This window comes from Corynebacterium sp. HMSC061H03, assembly GCF_001838215.1.
Classification (GTDB): Bacteria; Actinomycetota; Actinomycetes; order Mycobacteriales; family Mycobacteriaceae; genus Corynebacterium; species Corynebacterium jeikeium_D.
This window is the reverse complement of the sequence record NZ_KV836047.1, coordinates 46,251-60,814: the sequence shown is the minus strand read 5'-3', so window position 1 is coordinate 60,814 and position 14,564 is coordinate 46,251. Positions and strand designations below refer to the sequence as shown.

9 protein-coding genes and 4 tRNA genes are annotated in these 14,564 nt (G+C 62.0%); 3 read left to right on the top strand and 10 right to left on the bottom strand.

Going from position 1 to position 14,564, the window contains the following annotated elements; translation table 11 throughout:
* Positions 1 to 48: 48 nt before the first annotated feature.
* Positions 49 to 3,069 (bottom strand): MMPL family transporter, encoded by a 3,021-nt coding sequence (locus HMPREF2787_RS00490; protein WP_070642843.1) that lies wholly within the window; start codon positions 3,067 to 3,069, stop codon positions 49 to 51.
* Between the two features lie 426 nt (positions 3,070 to 3,495).
* Positions 3,496 to 3,586, bottom strand: a tRNA-Ser gene (locus tag HMPREF2787_RS00485).
* Between the two features lie 234 nt (positions 3,587 to 3,820).
* Here HMPREF2787_RS00485 and HMPREF2787_RS00480 point away from each other — a divergent pair.
* A complete protein-coding gene (locus tag HMPREF2787_RS00480) occupies positions 3,821 to 4,801 on the top strand; it encodes a diaminopimelate dehydrogenase (RefSeq protein WP_070438887.1) in 981 nt (326 codons plus the stop codon).
* Between the two features lie 108 nt (positions 4,802 to 4,909).
* Here the strand turns inward: HMPREF2787_RS00480 and HMPREF2787_RS00475 are convergent, their stop codons facing one another.
* From HMPREF2787_RS00475 to HMPREF2787_RS00465, 3 genes are all read right to left on the bottom strand, one after another.
* Positions 4,910 to 5,098, bottom strand: coding sequence for a CsbD family protein (locus tag HMPREF2787_RS00475; protein ID WP_005510930.1), 189 nt, complete (start codon positions 5,096 to 5,098; stop codon positions 4,910 to 4,912).
* Positions 5,099 to 5,233: 135 nt separating this feature from the next.
* Positions 5,234 to 5,800 (bottom strand): tRNA adenosine(34) deaminase TadA, encoded by a 567-nt coding sequence (gene tadA, locus HMPREF2787_RS00470; protein ID WP_371441136.1) that lies wholly within the window; start codon positions 5,798 to 5,800, stop codon positions 5,234 to 5,236.
* Positions 5,790 to 6,347 carry a tRNA adenosine deaminase-associated protein gene (locus HMPREF2787_RS00465; RefSeq protein ID WP_005510946.1) on the bottom strand — a complete coding sequence of 186 codons (558 nt, stop codon included), beginning with the start codon at positions 6,345 to 6,347 and terminating at the stop codon, positions 5,790 to 5,792. The genes tadA and HMPREF2787_RS00465 overlap by 11 nt, the downstream gene beginning before the upstream one ends.
* 38 nt (positions 6,348 to 6,385) lie before the next feature.
* Between HMPREF2787_RS00465 and HMPREF2787_RS00460 the strand changes: the two genes are divergently transcribed.
* The gene (locus HMPREF2787_RS00460; protein ID WP_069359005.1) at positions 6,386 to 7,411 is read left to right on the top strand and encodes a prephenate dehydrogenase; all 1,026 of its coding nucleotides are present in this window, start codon (positions 6,386 to 6,388) and stop codon (positions 7,409 to 7,411) included.
* Positions 7,412 to 7,420: 9 nt separating this feature from the next.
* Complete coding sequence (locus HMPREF2787_RS00455) at positions 7,421 to 8,269, top strand: CoA transferase (RefSeq protein WP_070858105.1); 849 nt, start codon at positions 7,421 to 7,423, stop codon at positions 8,267 to 8,269.
* A 49-nt stretch (positions 8,270 to 8,318) separates the two neighbouring features.
* Here the strand turns inward: HMPREF2787_RS00455 and HMPREF2787_RS00450 are convergent, their stop codons facing one another.
* The 5 genes from HMPREF2787_RS00450 to HMPREF2787_RS00425 all read right to left on the bottom strand — a co-directional run bounded on the left by HMPREF2787_RS00450 (position 8,319) and on the right by HMPREF2787_RS00425 (position 14,545).
* Entirely contained in the window at positions 8,319 to 9,308 is a 990-nt protein-coding gene (locus tag HMPREF2787_RS00450; RefSeq protein ID WP_070858104.1) for an LLM class flavin-dependent oxidoreductase, read from the bottom strand.
* A gap of 488 nt (positions 9,309 to 9,796) precedes the next feature.
* A tRNA-Arg gene (locus tag HMPREF2787_RS00445) sits at positions 9,797 to 9,869 on the bottom strand.
* A gap of 226 nt (positions 9,870 to 10,095) precedes the next feature.
* Positions 10,096 to 13,791 (bottom strand): phosphoribosylformylglycinamidine synthase, encoded by a 3,696-nt coding sequence (locus tag HMPREF2787_RS00440; RefSeq protein WP_070858103.1) that lies wholly within the window; start codon positions 13,789 to 13,791, stop codon positions 10,096 to 10,098.
* Positions 13,792 to 14,374: 583 nt separating this feature from the next.
* A tRNA-Arg gene (locus tag HMPREF2787_RS00430) sits at positions 14,375 to 14,450 on the bottom strand.
* Between the two features lie 3 nt (positions 14,451 to 14,453).
* Positions 14,454 to 14,545, bottom strand: a tRNA-Ser gene (locus HMPREF2787_RS00425).
* Positions 14,546 to 14,564 lie beyond the last annotated feature (19 nt).

The following is a 14,564-nucleotide window of genomic DNA, read 5'->3' as shown; positions in this document are numbered from 1 at the left end:
TGTGGTCCAGTGCTAATGCCTTGAGGTTACCTGGGTGCTATTCGCACGTTACTCAGCGCTGTCGTTTTCCTCGGGTTGGGCAGCGTTTTCCGGGTCCCACACGGCGCGGCTACGACGTGGCGCTTCCTCTTCGAGTCCTTCGCGCCTCATCAGTTCCGCAACCGTAATCTTCTTCCGCTTACGAGCCGGGCTGTAGTACGGGCGGACCTCGACGTCCTTGGCACTTTCCGGGTTCGGCTGGGCATCGGTTGGTTCAGCTGGCGCGGGCTGCATGAGCTGTTCGGTCGGCTCCGGCTGCTCCGCCTGCTCTGGCTGTGCCGGCTGCTCTGGCTCAGCTGGCGCCGTCGGGGCGGACAGTTCGGCCTGCTCAGTGCGCGCGGACTGTTCGGCATGCTCGGACTGGTCAGCGGGTTCGAGCTCCTTCAGCTTTGCCTTCTTCCGCTTCGGAATCCAGCGGTTACGCTTCTTGGTCGCGACAGCCACAGCAGTACCACCAGCTGCGCCCGCCGCGCCCGCTGCACCTGCCGCGCCAGCACCGACTTCACCAGCAGCACTGTCTGCTTCGTCCTCATCAGCGTCAGCGTCGCCAAAGCCACGCCCAGCGCCTTCGCTTTCGGGCAACAGGGACTCACCGCGAGCCATACGCTCGCGGCGGCCCTTCTCCACCAGCTCCTCGGAAACCTCTTCCAGGGCAGAGCCTTCGACATCCACAGAAGGCAACACCTTGTCCAGCCACTTCGGCATGTACCAAGTAGCGCGGCCAAGCAGGAACATGGCTGCCGGGATGAAGGTCATGCGGATAACGAAGGCGTCGAAAAGCACTGCGGCACCCAGCGCGAAACCGAATACCTTGATAATCGCCAGGGGTTGCCCGGCGAACGCCGCGAAGACGGAGATCATAATAATCGCAGCGGCCGTGACCACACGAGCGCCAAGAGTAAAGCCTTCAACGACCGATTCTTCGACCGCGTTGTACTTCGACTCTGGTGAGGACTCACCCTTGTTGTGGGTGTAATGCTCACGCATGCGGGAAACCAGGAAGACCTGATAGTCCATGGCCAAACCGAACGTCACACCAATGAGGAAGATTGGCACAAAGCTGACCAGCGGCCCCGGAGTGCTAATCACACCCCAGAGGCCATCCTGGAAAAATGCCACCGTGACACCGAATGCGGCTGCGACAGAGAGCAAGAAGCCCACGCCAGCAGTCACCGGCACCATCAGGGAACGGAAAATCATCAGCAGCAGGATCACTGCCAGACCCACGACAACGCCCAAGTAGAGCGGCATTGCGCCCTGGAGACGGTCGGTGATGTCAATTTCGATAGGAACCAGGCCAGTGACACCGGTGAATAGGCCGGTGGTTTGCTCAATCTGCTTCTGCTGATCGCGCACCGCGTTCATCAGCTGCTTGGTCGCAGGATCGAGCGGACCCGACTTCGGGGTCATGATCATCTTGACCGCAGTGCCGTCATGATTCATGCCAATCATCTGGATGTGCTCGACACCGACATTGGATTTGAACTGGTCGACAGCGTAGCTATAGGAAGCCTTACGGGCGGCCTCGATGTCAGAGAGTTCCGGGTTGGTCTGCTTCAGGGACTCGATAAGCGGTTTGAGCACCGGTGCGTCGGGCTTCACATCATCCGACTTGGCAATAATGATGAGCTGTGAATTACGTCCCGCGCCGAAGCCCTCTTCAATCATGGTGATGGCCTTGCGGTTCGTGCTGTCCTTCGCCGCAGTAGAGTCCGACGGCAGCGCCAGCTTCAAGTGCATGGCCGGGTAGGCCAACGCCAACAGCAAGACGATACAGCCGACCAGGAACAACCCTGGGGCCTTGTGGACGAAGGTGACCCAGCGGCGTCCCATCGTCATCTCGCCGAAGAAGGAAGAGCGGCGTCCCTTGCGCGCATTACGCGAGGGGTTGCCGGCAACACCAGGCACGCGGCCAGCGAAGACCTTGTCGCCCAGCAGAGACATAACTGCCGGCAGCAGGGTCAGAGAGACCAGCACTGTGAAGGCCACCGTGATTGCCGCCGAAATACCCATCAGGGACATGAACGGCACCTTGGCCACCGTCAGCGCTGCCAACGCGACAATCACAGTGAGGCCTGCGAAAACCACAGCGGAGCCAGCCGTACCGGTAGCCATGCCGATGGCATCTTCGTTGGTCATCCCTCGGGCTCTTTCTGCCCTGTAGCGAGAGAGGATGAACAGTGCGTAGTCAATACCGACAGCCAGGCCGAACATGACGGCAAGCACCGGGGTAATCGAGTTGACGTCAGTGAATGCGGTCATCAATGTCACACCGAAGACACCGATGATGATACCCACTACCGCCGTCACAATAGGCAGGAACGAAGCCACCAGAGAGCCGAAGGTGACAACCAGCACGATAAACGCCACGGTCACACCGATAATCTCCGAGGTCGGAGCCACCTCAATCGCGGGCTGCATGCCCGGGCCAGAGGCCTCGACCTTGATACCTGCGTCACGACCAGCCTGCATCGCGTCGAGAAGCGCCTGCATATTCTCCGGCTCGATGTCCTGCGGCATCTTGGCATCGAAAACGAAGGTGGAAATACCGTAGCGACCGTCATCGGACACGGTACGCATGGCATTGGCATCGGCCTCGGCGACATCCTTGGGCAGGCCAGCGGCCATGCCCTGTTCCTTGACCATCGCCTGCATCTTCGGATTGAGGTCTACCGGGTTGTGAAGTTGCAAATCGTCGGCGATTTGGCCGACATTGTCGCGGATGCCGTTAATGACCTGGTCAACAGCTTCTTTATTCTGTGGGGCATCGAGCCTCTGTCCCTCGGGGGCCTCGAAGGCGACATAAATACGCTGCTCTCGAATTGGGTTCGGAACATCGGGGAACTTTTCCTCAATCACGTGCGAAGCCGTTGCCGACGGCATGCCGGGGATCGAGAACTGGTCGATGAACCCCTTCTGGAATGCGGCAACTGCACCGCCCAGCCCCGCCAAAATCAGGAACCACGCGATGATCACAGTCCATTTATGCAGGTAGGAGAACCTGCCGAGTTTGAACAAGGCCTTTGCCATGTCAAGTTTCCCTTACGTCTAATATTCGCCTGGACCGCCCCCAACTGCAGCTTCCCCAAGTTCGCGCTACCCAAGCACTCCCTCGGACTTCACCTGCAGTTTGAAGCCTCTTCGCTACTCCGATGCTAGCGACCACCCCGGATTGGCCAACATCAACTCTGGCGCTGACACGGTCATTGGGGGCGGGCACGACATAAAAACCGGAAATACTTTTGCTAAGAGTAGCGGACTTCCCGGATAAACGTGAACAATGGGGTGTGTGTTACTGATGTTAATTTTGTGATTTAGGTGCTCCAGGTCGGGCGCCTCACCATTTGCCGCTTTACGACGGACACCTCCCACACCTCCACCACCCCCAGACAATCAGGGCCGATTAAATGCAAAACCCCCGGGGCTCCTACTTAAAGGAACCACCGGGGGTTTTATTGGCGGTGACGGAGGGATTTGAACCCTCGGTACGGGGTTACCGCACAAAGCATTTCGAGTGCTTCACCTTCGGCCGCTCGGACACGTCACCGCTAGAAAACGTTACAGGTAGCCCCTTTATCTACCAAATCCCCAGGTCAGAGTAGCCAGGCCTTCGCCAAGCCGCTCTCGCTGCACTACATCCTGCGCCACCCCAAGCCCGTCAACCCTCCACCGCGCTATTCGGGGTGGCCAACGCCCGCTGAGATATGTAAGGAATAGTCTGTAGCTTGAAATCTAGAAACTTAAACACAGAAGTACAGCCACACAGAAAGGGTTCTCCCTCATGATTCGTTCCGCCATCATCGGCTACGGCAACTTGGGCCGCAGCGTCGAAAAGGTCATCGCTGACCAGCCGGACATGGAACTCGTCGGCGTTTTCTCCCGTCGCGATTCGCTGGACACTGAGGCCCGCGTACTCCCGGCGGCGGATGTCGCAAAGTACAAGGATGAGGTAGACGTACTGTTCGTGTGCCTCGGCTCGGCCACCGATGTCCCGGAGCAGGCCCCTGAGCTGGCAAAGAACTTTACGACGGTCGACACCTACGACAACCACCACGAGATTCCGAAGCACCGCGCGGCCATGGACGCCGCCGCCCGCGAAGGTGACAACATCGCCATGATCTCGACCGGCTGGGATCCGGGCCTGTTCTCCCTGAACCGCGTCCTGGGCGCTGCTATCCTGCCGGGCGCAGACCAGATGACCTTCTGGGGACCGGGTCTGTCGCAGGGCCACTCCGATGCCGTGCGTCGTGTGCCGGGAGTGAAGAAGGGTGTCCAGTACACCAAGCCGAACCCGGAAGCTATCGAGGCCGTAAAGAAGGGCGAGGGCGCAGACCTGAAGGGCAACGAATGCCACCTGCGCCACTGTTTCGTCGTCGCTGAAGAGACCGGCAACGCCGACGAGGACGCCAAGCTCAAGGAGCAGATCCGCGAAACCATCGTGACCATGCCAGATTACTTTGCCCCTTACGAGACCATCGTGGACTTCATCTCCGAGGAGGAGTTCGACCGCGACCACCAGGGCATGCCGCACGGTGGCCAGGTCATTACCCGCGGCCAGGCCGGTACTTCCGGTCACGTCATCGAGTTCGGCCTCGACCTGGAGCGCAACCCCGACTTCACCGCAGCTGTCCAGGTTGCCTACGGTCGCGCTGCCTACCGCCTGAAGCAGGCCGGCGAGACCGGTGCCCGTACCGTCTTCGAGATCGCCCCGTACCTACTGTCCGCCGAACCACTGGATGACCTGGTGGCCCAGAAGCTGTAACCAGCCCCAACGCTGGCAGCCGGCCATCGAAACACAAAGAACCCCAACCGCCTCCGCATATCAGACGCGGAGACGGTTGGGGTTATCTCTACCCGAGAACTAAGCGCTTTACTTGTCAGTCAGCTTGCCCAGGGTCTCAGTAGCCTTGTCCTTCAGGTCCTCAGCACCCTGCTTGACCTTCGAAGCAGCCTGCTCGCCCTTGCCCTGGTTTGCCAGGTCGTCGTTGCCAACGGCGTCGCCGGCAGCTTCCTTAACCTTGCCGCCCAACTCGTCGGCCTTGTTCTGCAGCTCGCTCATTATGTAAGCCTCCTATGTAAACGACTTATCTATTCTCTAGAGCCACCGTCTAGCAGCTCCACTAGTTCCGACGGTACGTGAAAATGAAGACCCGTCACGGCCACGACGGGAATTGTGACCTAACTGTGACCCCGCTCACGCTTCCAACTGCCGTTGCCGCTCGAAGAATTCCCGCAGGTAAACGGAGCATTCGTCGGCAAGCACACCCCCGCGCACCTGCGGCGTGAATGCGTGGGCGGGATCGCGGATGACATCGGCGATTGAGCCGCACGCGCCGGTCTTGGGCGACCACGCGCCGAAGACCACGCGCCCCACGCGCCCCATGACGCACGCGCCGGCGCACATCACGCACGGCTCCAGCGTCACGACCAACGTGCACTGCTCCAGCCGCCAGCCGTCACCAACAGCGCGGGTGGCCTCGCGCAACGCAATGACTTCGGCGTGGGCAAGCGGGTCACCATCAGCTTCCCGACGGTTCGAGCCCCGGCCCACAACCCTGCCCTCGGCATCCACGACCACAGCTCCCACCGGCACATCCCCGGGGGCCGTGTGAGCAGCTTCGGCGATAGCCAGGCGCATCCACTCTTCGTCGAGAATGTCTTGTTTTCGACGGGGCAGGGCGCCTGGCCGACCAGCTGGCTGGCTGGCCGCAAGGGCGCTTGGCCGCCCGGCCAGATGACCTTTGTCAGGGTTAGTCGTCATAGGGATCATAGTCGTCATCGTCGCCGTCGTAATCCAGGTCGGCGACATCGGCGAGCTCCTCGGCGCACCCCAGCTCCTCGGCAATGGCAAGAAGCTGCTCGGACGCCCACAGCGACTGATCGTCACAGATGGACTCCAGGGCTTCCTCCGAACAGCCCAGGTCAGCGAGGATATCCATATCTCCTTCGGCCCAGGCGTCGACATCGTCGAGCTCGTCCTCGTCGAGGTCGGGGATATCCAGATCCAGCTCGTCGAACACATCTGCCGCAATGTCGTCGGTGACGGCGGCGGTGGCGTCGGAAAGCACAACGCGCAGCGACCCAACGCCCTGGCGCACGAGAATAAAGTAATCGTCGTCGATATTGAGCATTCCGACAGCGGCGCGCTCCGAACGCAGATTGCGCAGCGCCTGTGCAGCGTCAGCGAGGGAATCGGTGGCGTCGTCCCCAAGATCGACGACGCGCCAACCGCGCTCCCCCATAGTTACGGCAACCGCGAAGGAGCGGTCGTCATCGGAGGTGTACCCTCCGGAAAAGGTCGTGCTCATAACCCACAACGCTAGTCGCTGTATGTCATGCTTGTCAGGTGAGCAATTTCGAGTCCCCCTCCCCTGCTTCGTCCTCCCTGTCAGCTGCACAACTACCCGCGGTATGCATCCTCGGTTTGGGCCTCATCGGTGGCTCCATGATGCGCGACCTGCGGGCCCATAACGTCGAATGCTTCGGTTGGAATCGCTCGTCCCCGACGGTCGAGGAAGCCACGAAGGAGGGATTCGACGCCAGTACAGATCTTCAAGCCACGCTCGAGCGCGCTGAGGCCAGCCGCGCGCTCATCGTAATTGGCACCCCCATGACAGTCGTCGGCACGATGCTCGACGCGATCAACGAGCACGCCCCCAGCTGTGGCATCACGGATGTGGTCTCCGTGAAGGCGGCCGTCGCCGCCGAGGTCTCCGCTCGCGGGATGGAGGAACGCTTCGTCGGCGCGCACCCAATGGCGGGTTCCGCGCAGGCGGGCTGGTCCGCCACGCTCGAAGGGCTTTTCGACGGCGCCCCCTGGGTCATCACCTACGACCTGGCAGCTGCTGCCGACGCTGCAGGCAAGCCCGTCCCGGAGCGGTGGATTGAAGTCTTTTCGCAGGTCGCCAACTTGGGAGCAGCTCTTGGCAGTCAACTCATTCCAGCGCTGAGCGATCACCACGATGCCAGCGTCGCCCGCATCTCCCACATGCCACACCTAGCGGCCTACGCAATTGCCGCCGCCGGTGAAGCCGGTGGCCCCCTGGCCATTTCGCTTGCAGCCGGCTCTTTCCGCGACTGCACCCGCGTCGCCGCCGCTGCTCCTGACATGGTCATGTCCTGGTGTGAGAACAACACCGAACCCGTGCTCACCGCGCTTGACGACGTCATCGAGCGCCTCACCGCCGCGCGCACCCAGTTGGCCACCGAGGGAACCGCTATGGACCTGGCCAAAACCGGTCAGATTGCCCGTGTCCGCTACGAGGCTCGCCCTGCTCACCGCCCGATTTTCCGACTGCGCGTCGGCGAGGGCGGCTGGATCAACCAGTTGAAGTTGGCCGAAAGCGTCGGCGGGCAGATAGATGTGTTCTAGTGTAGAACTATGTTTTCCCCCGAGCTGCACACCAGCCTCGCAGGCATCACTGTCGTCAACTTCGCCATTAACGTACCGGGACCACTGGCCGCTCAGCACTTGGGCCAGCTAGGCGCCCGGGTGATTAAGGTCGAACCACCCACAGGCGACCCGCTCGGTTCCTTCGGCCGCTCCTGGTATGAAGCTATGTCCGCAGGTCACGAGATTATCCAGGCGGATCTGAAGAGCAATGAGGGGCGCGCACAGCTGAGCTCGCTGATCGATGAGGCCGATGTGGTCATCACCTCGGTTCGCCCCTCCGCGCTGGAACGCATGGGACTGGCGGGCCTCCACGAGCGCCCGAATGGGCCGGTACATATCGACATTGTCGGTGATACCGAAGCTCCAGAAACACCCGGCCATGACCTGACCTACCAGGCAGAGGCCGGAACCCTCACGCCTCCGGCCATGCCCCCGGTGCTGTTGGGCGACATTCTGGGCGCACACTTTGCGGTCACCGCTGCCCTTGCCGGGTTGATTAAGCGGGCGGGTGCTGGGGCGGACGTCGTAAAGCAGCCTGGACTGCACTGCCGCATCGGCCTGAAGCAGGCTGGTGAGGCCGGAGCCGCGCCGCTGAAGTACGGCATGACGGCGCCCGGCGGACTACTCGGTGGCGGCCTGTGGACGTACGGCCTCTACCCCAGCGCCGACGGCTACGCGGCCGTGGCGGCGCTGGAGCCGCACTTTGCCGCCGCCCTGACCGAGGCCACTGGCGCGAGCAACCGCGAGGAACTTGCGGATTTCCTCCGCGAGCGCACCAACGCCGAAATCATGCAGCTTGCCAGCGAAAAGGCGCTGCCACTGGCTGCGGTGGAGTAAGAGGGCGACTTAAGGCCGCGTGCCTCGACGTACTCCTGGGCCTGGAGCCTTACGCGGTCAGCCCCGTGGCCTCCGCGGTGAGCTCCACCGAACGCAGTCGGTCAGGAACCTTCAACGACTGATGAGCCACGATCAGCTCATCCGCCGTCGAGTACTCACCGAACTGCGCAATCTGCTCACGCACCTGTGCCACCGTGCCGACTGCCGTATGACGGAACATGTTCTGCACCTGGCGCCCCTGCGGGGTATCCATCAGAATCTCTGCCTCATCGTCAGTGAGATGATGCCCACCGCGGCTGAGGAAACGCCTGACCATGTTCCTGCGGGTAGCGAAGTACTGCTGCTGCGCATCCTCTTCGCTTTCCGACGCAATCACGTTCATAGCCGCAAAAGCGTACGGCTTATCCAGCTGCTCAGAAGGCTGGAACTGCTCACGGTAGACCGCGATGGCATCGCGAAGCGCGTCCGGAGCGAAGTGCGAAGCAAATGCGTACGGCAAGCCGAGCGCTGCCGCGAGCTGAGCACCAAAGAGCGAGGAGCCCAGGATGTACAGCGGCACATGGGTGCCGCGACCCGGAATTGCGTTGATGCCCTTGATCAGCGACTCGTCGGAGAGGTAACCGCGCAGCTCCTGCACATCCTGCGGGAAGGAATCGGACGAACGCGGGTCACGCCGCAGGGCGCGCATAGTGGCCTGGTCCGTGCCCGGCGCGCGACCAAGCCCCAGCTCGATGCGATCCGGGTACAGATTCGCGAGCGTGCCGAACTGTTCCGCGACCGTCAGCGGTGCATGATTCGGCAGCATGACGCCGCCGGAGCCGAGGGTGATGCTCTCGGTTTTTGCAGCCACGGCTGCGATAAGAACTGCCGGCGACGAGGACGCGATGGAGTTCATATTGTGGTGCTCTGCGTACCAAATACGCTGATAACCAGCCCTTTCCGCTGTCTGCGCCAAATCGATGGAGCCCTGTAGGGCGTCGGCGTGGGACTGCCCCGAGGCTACGGTAGCAAGGTCAAGAATGGACTCAGTACGAATCATGGTTCCACAGTCTAGACCGTTAGTCGGATATTGCGAGTTTGAGATGCTTCGAATACTGAGGCGCTGGGGTTTGGGGTTTTGGGGTTTTGGGGTTTGGGGTGGCTCGTGGGTGGACGGGCTCATGGGTGCAGGTGGGCGGTGACAGTTTGCGGGTGCGGGTGCGGTTTGCGGATGTAGTTTGCGGGTGGCGGTGGCCGTTTGCGGATGCGGGTGGGCGGAAATGCGGACTTCGTGTCGACTTCACTTACGAAAAGGCACGAATACTCTGGTTCCCTGCTTGATTCACCGCTCCGCCCCTCACCTGGCAATTCCGCCCCTCACCTATCGATAAGGTATTCACATATCGATGAGCTATAGCCTGGCCACAAGTGAATAGCTCATCGACATGAGCGCAGGCAGAGCCAATACCGCGCGCATAAGTGCCGGAGAACCGTCGACAAGTCGGGCAGACAAAAAGACCCGCACCTTATCGGTGCGGGTCTGCTTTGTGCGCCCGAAGGGATTCGAACCCCTAACCTTCTGATCCGTAGTCAGATGCTCTATCCGTTGAGCTACGGGCGCATTTGGTTGTTATTCAGCGACTCTGGGGTAATTCCCTCGGCCCCTGCAACGAATAGATACTTTACTCATCCTGCGAAGTTTTACAAAATCGCCTGTTCACGCAACCTTTTTGGGCACTTATTCAAGTACATATCCGTTGCACATTAACAACAGGTTTCGTTGCGGTTACCCCGGTCTAACCGGCCCCCGGAGTCCAGCACCGGCGCGGACCGGAGAAACCGAGGAACTACTCGCCGCGGACCCAGCGGACAGCGTTGCCGAAGATGTCCTGCTCACCAATGCCTGGAATGTTGCGCATCAGGCCCTCGCGGAAACGCTCCGGGTGGCCCATCTTGCCCAGAATCCTGCCGTCAGCACTGACAATGCCTTCAATGGCGTAGGAGGAACCGTTCGGGTTAGCTGGTGCTTGCATCGTCGGCACGCCCTCAGCACCACCGTCGGCATCGCCATCGGTATCGACGTACTGGAAAGCGACCTGACCGGCCTCAAACAGTCGGCGAGCCTCGTCCTCGGAAACCACGAAACGGCCCTCACCGTGAGAAACCGGCATGAGGTGGGTCTGGCCCGGCTCGAAACCTCGCAGCCACGGGGAATTCACGGTAGCCACGCGGGTGGTGGCGATGCGGGAAACGTGGCGCAGCTGGCGGTTGTGGGCCAGGGTCGGCGAATCCTCACGGAGCTGCGCCGGGTCACCGTACGGCAGGAAACCGGACTTGACCAGCGCCTGGAAACCGTTACAAATACCGAGCACAAGACCGTTTCCGGCCACGAACTCCTTGACGGCGGCTGCGACGTCGTCGGAACGCAGGAACGCGGCGATGAACTTCGCAGATCCGTCCGGCTCGTCGCCCAGGGAGAAGCCACCTGAGAATGCCAGGATGTCAGCGTCCTTGAGCTTCTCGATGAACGCCTTCGTGTCCTCCGCCAGCATTGCCGGAGTTAGGTTGCGAATCACGTGGAACTCGTAGGTAGCGCCAGCCGCGACGAACGCCTCGGCCATGTCGTACTCGGAGTTGGTACCCGGGAAGACCGGCAGCAGCACGTGGACATCCTTCTTGCCCGGGCTCTGCAGGTCGGTCTCGGTTTCGTTGACCTGGTTGGCGAACTCTGGCAGAGCCTCGCCTTCGTAGTCATTGAGCGGGAAGACCTCGCGGTAACCGGACTCCATCGCTTCCAGAGCCTCAGCGACCGTGAAGGACTCCGCACCGAAGCGCAAGGTACCCGACTCGTCGGTGGCACCGATCTTCACGGCCTCCGCAACGGCCTCCGCAACGGCACCCTCAACAGCACCCTCAACAGCCTGACCAGCCGGAACAGCCACAACGATGGAACCCAGCGGAGCCTCCGGCAGCGATGCCTCCAGGCCCACGCCATTGCCCACAGCCATGTTGACCAGAGTCGCGGCCAGATCCGCGTTGGTAACAGCCGAGGCCGCAGCCGGACGCAGCTCGCGCACAGCAGCAAACAGTTCATTGAGCTGCTCGTAGTTCGGTTCCCCGGACTCGAGCGGCTTGTGCGCAAACAGGTAGAGGTCGAAGTTACCGGCCGGGATTGCAGCGGATACGGCGTCGGTCTCGTCCATCGCGGCAACTGCGAAGGTCACCAGTGTCGCCGGCACGTGCAGGTCCTCGCCGTAGGTGCCGGACATGGAGTCCTTACCGCCAATGGCCGCAACCTGGAAGCCGTCCTGAGCCTCGAGCAGACCGAGCAGAGCCTGCGCAACCTCGCCCCAGCGCTGCGGATCCTGGTCCAGGCGCTGGAAGTACTCCTGCACACTCAGCCAGGCACCGCGCGGATCGCCACCGGCCGCTGCGAGCTTAGCTAGTGCCTCCACGACGGAGTAGGAGCCCATGAGGTACGGGGACTCGTCGGCAAGCGATGGCGAGTAACCCCAGGTCATGATGGACGCGGTGCTCGTGCCGCCATCGACCGGCAGCGTCTGGATCGACGCCTGCTCGTCGGTCTTCTGCGTCGCACCGCCGTACGGCATGAGCACGGTGGAGCGGCCGACGGTCGAGTCGAACTGCTCAATCATGCCCTCCTGGGAGCCCGCCGTCGCCGCACGCAGCGACTCCAGTACGCTCGTCGGAGCCTGCTTTACGACGCCGCCCTCCGCAGCAACCATCTCGACGTTCTGGGCGCGGTCGGCGCCGTTGGTGTCGATGAACTCACGGGAGAGGTCGAACACGACCTCGTCGCCCATGAACATGCGCAGCCGACCGGTGTCGGTGATGTCTGCCAGCGCGACGGCCTCGATGTTCTCTTCGGCAGCGGCGGCGATGATGAAGTCAGCGTCCTCCGGGCGCACGACCAGCGCCATGCGCTCCTGGGACTCGGAAATCGCGATTTCGCGGGCATTCAGACCGGCGTACTTCAGCGGCACGCGCTCGAGGTGAATGTCGATGGAGTCAGCCAGCTCACCGACCGCAACGGACACGCCACCAGCGCCGAAGTCATTACAGCGGACAATCTTGGTGGCGACGTCCTCGCGGCGGAACAGGCGCTGAATCTTGCGCTCGTTGACCGGGTTGCCCTTCTGTACCTCGGCGCCGGAACGGCCCAGCGAGTCCTCATCGTGAGCCTTCGACGAGCCGGTCGCACCGCCGACGCCGTCACGGCCGGTGCGGCCACCGAGCATAATCACCACATCGCCCGGCGCAGGTTCGAGGCGCTTGACGTTGTCTGCCGGGGCAGCGGCGACGACGGCACCGAGTTCCATTCGCTTAGCGACGTATCCCGGGTGGACCAGCTCGCGCACACCAGTGGTGGCCAGACCGATCTGGTTGCCGTAGGAGGAGTAGCCGGCTGCGGCGCGGAAGGAAATATCGCGCTGCGGCAGCTTGCCCTCGAGGGTCTGCTCGCGCGGAGTGTTGATGTCACCTGCGCCGGACAGACGCATGGCCTGGTAGACCCACGAGCGACCCGACAGCGGGTCGCGGATAGCGCCACCGAGACAGGTGGAGGCACCACCGAATGGCTCGATTTCGGTCGGGTGGTTGTGAGTCTCGTTCTTGAACATGAGGAGCCACTTGCGGTCATCGCCCTCGACATCGACGTAGACGGAGCAAGCGTTGATTTCCTCGGAAACTTCCTGGTCATCCATGACACCCGTGCGACGCAGTTCGCGGCCCATGATGGTGCCCATGTCCATCAGGGTGCGTGGCTTGTGGGTGCGGCCGTTGAGCTCACGCAGCTCGTCGTAGCGACGCAGCGCGCGGTCGAGCTGTGCGGCAAAGCGCGGCTCGTTGTTCTCGATGGAGGTCAGCTCGGTGTTGAAGGTGGTGTGGCGGCAGTGGTCCGACCAGTAGGTATCCAGCGCGGACAGCTCTACCTCGGTCGGAGTGCGGCCCTCGGAGCGGAAGTAATCCTGGATGGTCTTCAGGTCGGCCAGCGACATGGCCATACCGTCGGCTGCGAGCAGCTCGGCCAGGCCTTCGTCATCCAGCTCGGTGAAGCCCGGGTACTCGTTCAGCGGCTCGATCTCGCCCATGCTCGGACGGCGCAGGACGCTCAGGTTCTTCTCCCCCGATTCGACCGGGTTGATGAGGAAGGAGCGCACGGCGTCATTCACCGGAGCATCGAAAACGTACAGCGTTGCCGAGGTGATCTGCGCCTGCGTTTCCGGGCGGAGCAGGCGCAGGGCCTGCTCGGCGGCATCGGCACGCTGGTCGTACTGGCCAGGAAGCGGCTCGACAGCAAGGTAGTTCCCCAGCTCGGCGGGGGCCGGGAGCTCGACCAGCTCGTCGACACGCGAATCAGCAACTACCGACTCACGCAGCGCGACAAGATCCTCCTCCGTCGCATCGAAAGCATCGTAGAGATAGTAGATTGCCACCTCGCCGTCCTGGCCGATCGAGGACAGCAGCGTAGCTTCCTCATTGCGGAACTCGGGCTTACGGCGAACGGCTAGACGGGCGTCCATCAAGGCTCCTATCGAAATACGGGGAGGGCAACCGGGGTCTAAGTCTATTGCAACTGTTCAGGATAGGAAAATGTCCCCCGGTGCGCGAGGCGGCGCGGGGCGGCGCGGGGCGGAAGCGTCGCGGGGCGGAGGCCCCGATTGACCAAGTACAAGGCCAGGCTAATCGGATTCAGCCGGGCAAAGGCTGCGCGGGGGTGTTGGAGGTACGGCCGTGGCTGCTCAGGGAGGTGGCGAGTCGGGCGGCAGGTCCGGGTTGGTGCCTGTTGCTGCGCTTTGCTACCTGTTGCTGCGCGTTGCTGAAGCAAGGGAGCTGGTTCGTTGTCTTATCGATGCATAGTTCACCTATCGATTCGCTATAGCCTGGCCACAAGTGAACAGCGCATCGACAAGTGCACACGTAGCACCCACAGCGCGCGCATAAGTGGCGCAAAACCATCGACAGGCCACGAGAAACCATCGATAAGTGGCCGAACCCTGGCCACAAGTGAAGGACCGCGCTGCCCCGCCCCGCAATGCCCCGGCTCGCGCTGCACTGCCAGGTAATAAAACAAAAAGACCCGCACCTACAAGGTGCGGGTCTGCATGGTGCGCCCGAAGGGATTCGAACCCCTAACCTTCTGATCCGTAGTCAGATGCTCTATCCGTTGAGCTACGGGCGCGTGTGGCGGAGGCGAGAGGATTCGAACCTCCGGCCCGTCGCAAGACAGGCAACTCCTTAGCAGGGAGCCCCATTCGGCCGCTCTGGCACGCCTCCAAAACCACTGGCATCGATC